Below are 8,998 nucleotides of genomic sequence, written 5' to 3' on the forward strand. Positions count from 1 at the left end.
GTTCCAGAAACAGGAAGAAAACATCACAAATCAAACGGGAGTACAAGCTTCATAATCCCCCCGTTTAACTGACGACACGCCCTAGTGCTTTCTCCGGCCATGCGGGCGTTAGCCTCGTGTTTTTGGCGGCATGGTGAAAAGACTGCATTCCCATTCAGTGTTGCTCAGGAAGTTCTATGGCCGGAGGGGGCCGCTTTGCCTGCGGACCCAGAACAGGTGTTCCGGCATGATCTGAGAGAGCTGCGTATCGTGACAAGAGCGCTCTCATTCGGGGGGGAAAGTGCCCTGGACTTCCGGCAGGACAAACAAAGGAACTGGCTGGTTACATCAAGAAAAACAGGGGGACGCCCCTAAGCGCTCGCGTGCGTGCGCGCACCTGCTGCGGAAATCCTCGCGCGTGTACGTGCCCGCGCGTATTGCGCGGAAAAGGCATGCCAGCAGAGCTCATGGCAAGCCTAGCGTTCGTTTTAAGATGGGGAATAAGGGGGGTAACGATTACAAGAAAACCGTTAAGCCGTTGTTTTTATTGTGATTTTAGGAAGGCTTTGGCGGAGGGGAAGGGATTCGAACCCTCGATACGACTTGACATCGTATAACGGTTTAGCAAACCGCCGCCTTCAGCCTCTCGGCCACCCCTCCGCCGAAGAGTGCAGACACGACGTTTGCATTGCTGCTTTTAGGGGGTTTGGCGCGTTCCGTCAAACCCCCAGATGCGTAATTTGGTGTTATTTTTTATCCCGGTATTTTTACGCGTCCAACTGGGCTTTCAGGGCTTCGTTCACCATGGCCGGGTTGGCCTTACCCTTGGTTTCCTTCATGACCTGACCCACAAAAAAGCCGAACAGCTTGTCCTTGCCGGAGCGGTATTCGGCCAGTTTGTCCGGGTGTTTTTCCAGCACGGCGGTAATGGCCGCATCAATGGCGCCTGTGTCAGTGACCTGCCGCAGACCTTTCTTTTCCACAATGGCATCGGGGCTTTCGCCCGTTTCCACCATGTCTTCAAAGACTTCCTTGGCAATTTTGCCGTTAATGGTCCTGTCGGCAATCAGGTCCAGCATTTTGCCCAGTGCGGCCGCACTGACCGGGCTGGTTTCTATGGTGTTGCTGGTGCGGTTGAGGGCGGCAAACAGGTCGCCCATTACCCATGTTGCCGCCAGCTTGCCATCCCGCCCGCGGGCTACGGCCTCGTAATACTCGGCCACGGCCTGCTCGGCTATCAGCACCCCGGCATCGTAGAAGGCAATGCCGTATTCGGCCTGAAAGCGCGCGCGTTTTGCATCTGGCAGTTCGGGCAGGTTGGCGGCCAGTTCGTCCACCCATGCCTGCTCCAGCACCAGTGGCAGCAGATCGGGGTCGGGGAAATAGCGGTAGTCGTGCGCGTCTTCCTTGGAGCGCATGGTCCGGGTTTCACCCCGGCCGGGGTCGAACAGGCGGGTTTCCTGATCAACCTCTCCGCCACTTTCCCAGATTTCCACCTGACGGGCGGCTTCCACCTCTATGGCCTGCATGACAAAGCGGATGGAGTTAACGTTCTTGATTTCGCAGCGGGTGCGGAAGGGTTCCCCCGCCTTGCGGACCGATACGTTGACATCGGCCCGCATGGAGCCTTCTTCCATGTTGCCATCGCAGGTGCCAAGGTAGCGCAGGATCTGGCGCAGCTTGCGCAGGTAGGCCCCGGCTTCCTCCGGTTCACGAATATCGGGTTCGCTCACAATTTCCATCAGGGCCACACCGGAGCGGTTGAGGTCCACAAAGGATTTGGTGGGGTCCTGATCGTGCAGCAGTTTGCCCGCGTCCTGCTCAAGATGCAGGCGGGTAATGCCGATCTCGCGCACATCGCCATTCTGCAGCTCAATGCTGATCACGCCCTTGCCCACAATCGGGTGCTCGAACTGGCTGATCTGGTAGCCTTGGGGCAGGTCGGCGTAAAAGTAGTTTTTGCGGTCAAAACGGCTGAACAGGTTGATCTGCGCGTTAAGCCCAACCCCTGTGCGAATGGCCTGCGCCACGCATTCGTGGTTGATCACGGGCAACATGCCGGGGAATGCCGCATCCACCAGACTGACCTGTGTGTTGGGGTCCCCCCCAAAGGTGGTGGAAGCGCCAGAGAACAGCTTGGAATGGCTGATCACCTGTGCGTGGACTTCCAGCCCCACCACAATTTCCCATGTGCCGGTGCGGCCTTCAATTGTGTAGCTCATGCGCCTGCTCCCGCATGGACGGACGGTACGTGCGTAAACCCTGCCGCCGCTTCCAGCGCGCCGCCAATGGACAGCACGGTTTCTTCATCAAAATGCTTGCCAATAACCTGCAAACCCAGCGGCAGCCCGGCATCGTTCAGCCCCACGGGGACAGAAAGAGCAGGCACACCGGCCATGCTGGCTGGCACGGTAAAGATGTCGTTGAGGTACATCTGCACCGGGTCGTCCATGTTTTCGCCCTGTGCAAAGGCGGCGGACGGGGCGGTGGGGGTCAGCAGGACATCCACGTTTTCAAACGCGTTTTCAAAGTCGCGCTTGATCAGGGTGCGGACCTTCTGGGCCTTCAGGTAATACGCATCGTAATACCCGGCGGACAGAACATACGTGCCCATAAGAATACGGTTGCGCACTTCCTGCCCAAAGCCTGCGGCACGGGTGGCCTCGTACACACCATCGAGCGAGGGCGCGTCCTTGCGCAGGCCAAAACGGATGCCGTCATAGCGTGCAAGGTTGGAGGAGCACTCGGCGGGGGCAATAATGTAGTAGGTGGTCAGCCCGTAACGGGTGTGGGGGAGGGACACATCCACCACCTCGCACCCTGCGGCCTTCAGCCACGCAATGCCCTGTTCCCACATGGCCACCACATCGGCGGCCAGGCCGGGGGCGCGGTATTCGGTGGGAATGCCAACGCGCAGGCCCTTAACACTTTTGCCCACGGCCTTGTGGAATGCGGGCACCGCACGGTTGGAACTTGTGCTGTCCTTGGCGTCAAAGCCCGCCATGGCTTCCAGCATAAGCCCGGCATCGGCCACGCTGCGGGTCATGGGGCCTGCCTGATCGAGCGAGCTTGCAAAGGCAATGGTGCCCCAGCGGCTGCACCGGCCATAGGTGGGTTTGAGGCCAACAATACCGCAATACGCGGCAGGCTGGCGGATGGAACCACCCGTATCGGTCCCGGTTGCGGCCAGCGCCATGCCTGCGGCAACAGCGGCGGAAGACCCACCCGAGGAGCCACCGGGCACCAGAGCGGTTGCCTCATCCCCTTTGTGCTTCCACGGGTTGGTGGTCGGCCCAAAGGCGGAGTTGATGTTGGCCGAACCCATGGCGAATTCGTCCAGATTGGTTTTGCCAAGGAACACAGCCCCCGCACCCAGCAGGTTGGCGGTAACCGTGCTCTCATACGGGGGCACAAAGTCGGCCAGCATTCTGCTTGCCGCCGTGGTGCGCACGCCTTTGGTGCAGAACAGGTCTTTTACGCCAATGGGTAGGCCGTCCATAATGCCAGCCGTGCCTGCTGCGTAGCGGGCATCGGCTGCATCCGCGCTGGCCAGCACGTCGGCTTCGGGCAGTACGGTAATATAGGCGTTCAGGGCGGTGTTCAGGCGGCCAATGGCGTCCAGATGGGCCTGCGCCAGCTCCCGCGCGGAAAACTTGCGGGCGGCAAGCCCGGCACGGGCTTGGGTTAGGGTCAAACCGGTCAGCATTATTCCACCACCTTGGGTACGGTATAGAAGGGGCCAGAGGTTTCGGGCGCGCAGGCCAGCAGGGCATCGCGGCAGTTGCCGTCGGTCACCTTGTCTTCACGCTGGCGCAGGGTTTCGGTTTCCGTTCCCACCATGGGCGGCACACCCGTAACATCCACTTCGGCAAGCTGGTCAATCCAGCCCAGAATACCGTTCAGCTTCTGGCGCGTGGCCTCCAGCTCGTTGTCCTCAAGCCCGATACGGGCCAGTTTTGCGATGCGTCGGGTGGTCGCAAGGTCTAGCGACATGAGAGTAGGCCCCTCTTTCTTCAGTCTGAATAGAGAATTGCACCTAGCATAATCGCGCGGAAGGCAACATACCATGGGGCATGACTCTTCTCACTCTTCCCCAATTAGCTGCCACCTTGCCCAGACATGCCCGCCTGCTTGGCATAGACCCCGGGCGCAAACAGGTGGGGCTGGCCTTGTCCGATGTGTCCCGCATTGTGGCCTCCCCCTTCCAGACCGTAAAGCGCGGCAAGCTGGGGCAGATGGCCGTCCTTATTCGCGCCATTGCGCAGGAACATGGGGTGGCGGGGCTGGTGGTGGGGATCCCCCTCTCGCTCGATGGGTCGTTTGGCCCCGCAGCACAGGCTGCCCGGGACTGGACCATGGACCTGTCCGCGCAGACCGGCCTGCCCGCCTGCCTGTGGGATGAGCGCCTGTCCTCCTCCGCAGTGAACCGGATGCTCATACAGGAGGCGGATCTGTCGCGCGCAAAGCGGGCGGAGGCGGTGGACAAGCTGGCCGCAGCCTACATTTTGCAAGCCGCACTGGACAGCCTGCCCGGTGATGTCACGCCTTTCTGATTCCCGATAAGGGGCTTATATTTGCCACAAAGGGGCTTCAGACCTAGGCAACACAAGATGTTGCCAGATATTTAAGAAGGAATGGCCCAATGACCAGACAGTCGTTTGCTACCGCTTTGATGACCATGGTGGGTGCGGCCGTATTTGCTGTAAGCCTGCCCGCAGCCCCTGCCCATGCTGAAGAACCCGGTGCTTTGACCAAAGCATGGGACTCCACCCGTCAGGGTACGGAAAAAGCGTGGGACAAAACAAAGTCCGGCACATCCGAAGCATGGGACAAGACGAAAACGGGCACATCCGAGGCATGGGACAAAACCAAGGCCGGAAGCGCCAAGGTCTGGGACAAGACCAAGTCTGGCACGGAAAAAGCGTGGGATAAAACCAAGACCGGCACCACCGACGCCGCCCATGACGTGAGCAACTGGGGTGAACGGACCGGCCAGAAAATTGGCAACACGAGCAGCGCCGTTGCGCACGATATTCACAACGGCTTTACGGACGACGACAAAAAGTAAGCCCGTGTAAACCACAGCAACAAAAAACCCGCCTTCCGGTCTGGAATGGCGGGTTTTTTTTACGGGTGCTGCAAACAGACCCCCGGATTTTCCGGTCAGAAAATCAGGCGTAGGTATCCAGACCGCTGGTGTCGTTCTGGGCAGAGTCGGATGCCGAACCCGAGGAGCCACCCGTGGTGGTTTCGGACAGGATATCCCCCGCAGCGTCTTTGACGATGGTGGTAATGGACCCATCGGCATTGAAGGTCTGGCTGGTGGTTGTGGTGGAAGAGGAGGAGCTGCTGCCCGATGCAGAGGAGCTTGAAGACGTGCTGCCTGAAGATGATGTGCCAAACAGGCTGCTAACAGCGCTGCTGCCGCTCAGATTTGAAATGGAAGAAGACATGAGGATGCCCCGTCTATTCTGATGATGTAAAAAACACGGGGTATTGTCGAACCTGAGTGCGCGGAATGTCAATCTTTATAAGCCATGCCCGGTATGGGGGCATGGGGGCCTGCGCGTCGGGTGCAGATCAGTGGTCCGCGTTGCGCACCTGCCAGAAGGTGCGGTGCGCGGTACGGAGCCGGACAAACCCTGTTTTCAAGGCCTGCCAGTAGGCTGCAAACGCGGTCATGCGCTCCCCTCCATAAGTTAAATTCTTTTTTAACCTAATGGAAAATCATGGCCTGACTATGACCTTTCTTCGGCCCTTGCCCGTCATGCGGTGTGGCCGGGCCAAATAAAAAGGCGATGCCCCGCCCCCAAGGGGGAAGGGAATCGCCTTTTTGTTCAGGAACCCGCCGTAAGGGACGGATGATCAGGCTTTGGCGTCTTCGACCAGAATCTGTTCAATAATGTCCAGCCCTTCATCGAGCAGCGCATCGGAGGCGGTCAGGGGGGTCAGAATGCGAATGGTCGCACCCTGTACGCCGCAGGCGAGCAGGATCAGCCCTTTTTCGCACGCTTTGGCGCAAACCTTGGAGGCAAAGCCCGCGCGCTGTTCCACGCCTGCGTGGCGTTCCAGAATATCAAACGCGATCATGGCCCCCAGTCCGCGCGGCATGCTAACGGGCAGCAGGTCCGTGCGCTTGTGCCATGCGGTAATGCGCGCCTTCAGGCGTTCACCCATGGCGTTGGCGCGGTCGAGCAGTTTTTCCTCGTCCATCACGTCCAGCACGGCAAGCGCTGCGGCACAGGCAAGGGGTGCGCCCGCGTAGGTGCCGCCCAGCCCGCCGGGGGGCACGCTGTCCATCAGGTCCGCACGGCCAATAACGCCAGAGAGCGGCATGCCACCGCCAAGGGACTTGGCAACGGAGATCAGGTCCGGTTCCACGCCGGAGTGTTCAATGCCAAACAGCTTGCCGGTCCGGCCAAAGCCGCTCTGCACTTCATCGGCAATCAGTTTAATGCCGTGCTGGTCGCACAGGGCGCGCAGGTGCTTGAGCAGAGCCGTGGGAGCCACGCGGAACCCGCCTTCGCCCTGCACGGGTTCAATAATAATGGCGGCCACGTTGCTGGGCGCAATATCCGCAGCAAACAGGAAGTGCAGCATTTTCAGGCTGTCTTCGACCGTAATGTCGTGATCGGGGAAGGGGATGTGGTACACTTCGCCCGGCAGCGTGCCAAAGGGAGCCTTGTAGGGCAGGACCTTGCCGGTCATGGCCGAGGCCAGCAGCGTGCGGCCATGGAAGCCGCCACAAAAGGCAATAACGCCGTTACGGCCGGTTGCCGCACGGGCGATCTTGACCGCGTTTTCGGTTGCTTCCCCACCGGTGGTGAAGAAAATGGTCTTGGCCGGGCCGGAGAAAGGCGCGCGCGCATTCAGCTTTTCGGCCAGTTCAATGTAAGACTCGTAAGCCGAAACCTGAAAAGCCGTGTGGGTAAAGCGTTCGAGCTGCTTTTGCACCGCAGCCATCACCTTGGGGTGGCGGTGGCCTACGTTCAGCACGGCAATGCCGCCCCCAAAGTCAATGTAGCGGCGGCCTTCCACGTCCCACAGTTCCGCGTTTTCGGCCCGGTCGGCAAAAATGGGGGTGGAGGTGGAAACCCCGCGCGGCACGGCGTTGTTGCGGCGGGCCAGCAGGTCTTTGTTGGTGGTGCTCATTCAGGTTTGGCTCCGGTTGGCGGTCTATGGTCCAGCCCGTGGTTGGGGCGGAACAAACATCTTCGTTCCGTAAGTGTTTTTATTGGGTGATGGGAGGCGATATTTTGGTGCGTGGGTGGTGATGAAAAATCAACACCCATCCGGGCAACGCCAGACCCGCTCTGGTCCGGCTTTTAGGCCGGAGGGTGCAGGGGGTTATCCATCTCCTGCGCGACCTGTTCCATCAGCCAGTCGCGGAAGGTGCGCAGGGAGGGTTTTTCCCACATCTGTTCGGACGCACGCAGCACGTAAGCGCCCAATGGCGTGGCTTTGAGCGGGGTTTGGGTGGGTTGCACACGCACCAGCCGCCCGGTCAGCAGGTCATCCCCCAGCAAAAACGGGTTGCCAAGGGCTATGCCCTCGCCCGCGCGGGCGGCAGCCAGCGTAATATGGGCCTGCCACAACCTGCCAGCCGTGGGAATAATGGCGGCATGGACCCCCTGTGCTGCAAACCAGCGCCGCCATTCCGTATCGTCCTCCTCATGCAGCAGGGGGGCGTCCAGCAGGTCTTCGGTTGTGCGGGGCTGGCCACCAAGGGCCTGAATGCACTGGGGTGACGCCACGGGAAAAACCGGCGGTCGGGCAATGGCCATGTGGCGGATGGTGCGTGGCTCGGGCGTTGTGCTCCCCTCGCGCACATAGCCGATCTGGGCATGGTTGGTGGATTCCACACCGCTTACATGGAACGCCGCACTGGCATCCACCGAGCGGAGCTGGACCTCCATATGCGGGTGCGATTTGCGAAAAGCATAAAGCCGGGGCAGCAGCCAGTGGTAGGCAAAGCCATGCGCGCAGGTCACGGTCAGGGGGGCTACGCGGTTGCGCATATCCGCTGTGGCGGTGGCCAGCCCGTCCAGCAGGGGGGCTATGCGGTCGTAATAGGTCTGGCCTGCCTGTGTCAGGCTGCCGGTGCTCCTGTCACGCAAGGACAGGCCCAGCGAGAGTTCAAGGTCACGAATATGGCGGCTGATGGCCGCATGGTCCACGCGCAGTTCCGTGGCCGCCCGCCGTATGCCGCCGGTGCGGGCAAAGGTGACAAAGGCGTTCAGGGCGGACAGGGGGGGAATGCGGTAGCGTGGGTCCATGGGTGGGTCTGGCGTGCTTGGGGCATGTTTGGGGTGGCTGGTCCGCCATTGGAGGCCAAACGGGCCAAAAAGCAAGGTCCGACCCTTTGTCTGCCGTGCGCCATATGGGTGGGGTGGGGCGCATGGGGTGGGTTTTTGCGTTGCAAATCGGGTAAAATATGGGCTATTGCGCATCCATCATAGCCAACGGTCCCGTGCAAGCGGAGTAAAAGGGAATGCCGTATTCTCCCCCAGGGGAGATCAGTCGGCGACTGCCCCCGCAACTGTAGGCGGAGAGTATCCGGCCCGAGCGGTGTACCCCATCGCTGCCACTGGTTGCCCTGCAACCGGGAAGGTTGGGCCTGATGCGTTGACCCGCAAGTCAGGAGACCTGCCGTTGCTGCTCATACCTTGATCGCCGGACGGGGGTGCCGGAGATGGATGGTCGACCATGCGACTTTATATCTGACAGCCCTTTTTCCCACACGCGCATTCACTTCAACAGCACACCCTGACAAGGGGTGGGGAAAACAGGCTTAATTCCATGACATTGTTACGAAAAACATCCCCCTTGCGGTGGCGTCTGGCCCTTTTGTGCCAGTCCGTTACCGTGGCAGGCGTTATTTTGCCCACAGCAGCGCTAGCCCAGAATGCGGAGACGCAGCTTGAGCAGGACCGCAGGCGTCTGGGCAATTCCGGCCCGCTGGTGTCCGAAGTTGACCCCGCCACGGTGCGTGACAGCATGCGCGCAGCAGAAGCCGCCG

The 8,998-nt window shown here is 60.4% G+C and carries 8 protein-coding genes, 1 tRNA gene, 1 pseudogene and 1 riboswitch; of the genes and pseudogenes, 3 read left to right on the forward strand and 7 right to left on the reverse strand.

Annotated features, from left to right (window positions below; all coding sequences use genetic code 11):
• Positions 1-546 precede the first annotated feature (546 nt).
• From AABE20_RS08395 to gatC, 4 genes are all read right to left on the reverse strand, one after another.
• Positions 547-639, reverse strand: a tRNA-Ser gene (locus tag AABE20_RS08395).
• A 107-nt stretch (positions 640-746) separates the two neighbouring features.
• Complete coding sequence (gatB, locus tag AABE20_RS08400) at positions 747-2,201, reverse strand: Asp-tRNA(Asn)/Glu-tRNA(Gln) amidotransferase subunit GatB (protein ID WP_338332657.1); 1,455 nt, start codon at positions 2,199-2,201, stop codon at positions 747-749.
• Complete coding sequence (gene gatA, locus AABE20_RS08405; RefSeq protein WP_338332658.1) at positions 2,198-3,685, reverse strand: Asp-tRNA(Asn)/Glu-tRNA(Gln) amidotransferase subunit GatA; 1,488 nt, start codon at positions 3,683-3,685, stop codon at positions 2,198-2,200. The genes gatB and gatA overlap by 4 nt, the downstream gene beginning before the upstream one ends.
• Entirely contained in the window at positions 3,685-3,972 is a 288-nt protein-coding gene (gene gatC, locus AABE20_RS08410; protein WP_048854920.1) for an Asp-tRNA(Asn)/Glu-tRNA(Gln) amidotransferase subunit GatC, read from the reverse strand. The genes gatA and gatC overlap by 1 nt, the downstream gene beginning before the upstream one ends.
• 80 nt (positions 3,973-4,052) lie before the next feature.
• On the opposite strand from gatC, the gene ruvX reads away from it, so the two are divergent.
• Entirely contained in the window at positions 4,053-4,532 is a 480-nt protein-coding gene (ruvX, locus tag AABE20_RS08415) for a Holliday junction resolvase RuvX (RefSeq protein ID WP_338332659.1), read from the forward strand.
• 89 nt (positions 4,533-4,621) lie between these two features.
• Positions 4,622-5,047 carry an endoglucanase gene (locus tag AABE20_RS08420; protein ID WP_338332660.1) on the forward strand — a complete coding sequence of 142 codons (426 nt, stop codon included), beginning with the start codon at positions 4,622-4,624 and terminating at the stop codon, positions 5,045-5,047.
• A gap of 103 nt (positions 5,048-5,150) precedes the next feature.
• Here the strand turns inward: AABE20_RS08420 and AABE20_RS08425 are convergent, their stop codons facing one another.
• From AABE20_RS08425 to AABE20_RS08435, 3 genes are all read right to left on the reverse strand, one after another.
• On the reverse strand, positions 5,151-5,432 hold the full coding sequence (locus tag AABE20_RS08425; RefSeq protein ID WP_338332661.1) for a hypothetical protein: 282 nt from the start codon (positions 5,430-5,432) through the stop codon (positions 5,151-5,153).
• 412 nt (positions 5,433-5,844) lie between these two features.
• Positions 5,845-7,131 (reverse strand): 4-aminobutyrate--2-oxoglutarate transaminase, encoded by a 1,287-nt coding sequence (gabT, locus tag AABE20_RS08430; protein ID WP_338332662.1) that lies wholly within the window; start codon positions 7,129-7,131, stop codon positions 5,845-5,847.
• A 173-nt stretch (positions 7,132-7,304) separates the two neighbouring features.
• Positions 7,305-8,255, reverse strand: coding sequence for a LysR substrate-binding domain-containing protein (locus AABE20_RS08435; RefSeq protein WP_338332663.1), 951 nt, complete (start codon positions 8,253-8,255; stop codon positions 7,305-7,307).
• A 170-nt stretch (positions 8,256-8,425) separates the two neighbouring features.
• Positions 8,426-8,647: riboswitch (cobalamin riboswitch) on the forward strand.
• Between the two features lie 131 nt (positions 8,648-8,778).
• Between AABE20_RS08435 and AABE20_RS08440 the strand changes: the two are divergent.
• Positions 8,779-8,998 (forward strand): annotated as a pseudogene (locus AABE20_RS08440) (hypothetical protein); the annotation flags it as partial.

Origin of the sequence: Acetobacter zythi, from assembly GCF_963921165.1 — a bacterium.
Taxonomy (GTDB): domain Bacteria; phylum Pseudomonadota; class Alphaproteobacteria; order Acetobacterales; family Acetobacteraceae; genus Acetobacter.

What these genes read in the sequence shown, in the direction of transcription:
- gatB (WP_338332657.1), bottom strand. Translation starts at nt 2,201, where the DNA reads ATGAGCTACACAATTGAAGGCCGCACCGGCACATGGGAAATTGTGGTG.
- gatA (WP_338332658.1), bottom strand. Translation starts at nt 3,685, where the DNA reads ATGCTGACCGGTTTGACCCTAACCCAAGCCCGTGCCGGGCTTGCCGCC.
- gatC (WP_048854920.1), bottom strand. Translation starts at nt 3,972, where the DNA reads ATGTCGCTAGACCTTGCGACCACCCGACGCATCGCAAAACTGGCCCGT.
- ruvX (WP_338332659.1), top strand. Translation starts at nt 4,053, where the DNA reads ATGACTCTTCTCACTCTTCCCCAATTAGCTGCCACCTTGCCCAGACAT.
- AABE20_RS08420 (WP_338332660.1), top strand. Translation starts at nt 4,622, where the DNA reads ATGACCAGACAGTCGTTTGCTACCGCTTTGATGACCATGGTGGGTGCG.
- AABE20_RS08425 (WP_338332661.1), bottom strand. Translation starts at nt 5,432, where the DNA reads ATGTCTTCTTCCATTTCAAATCTGAGCGGCAGCAGCGCTGTTAGCAGC.
- gabT (WP_338332662.1), bottom strand. Translation starts at nt 7,131, where the DNA reads ATGAGCACCACCAACAAAGACCTGCTGGCCCGCCGCAACAACGCCGTG.
- AABE20_RS08435 (WP_338332663.1), bottom strand. Translation starts at nt 8,255, where the DNA reads ATGGACCCACGCTACCGCATTCCCCCCCTGTCCGCCCTGAACGCCTTT.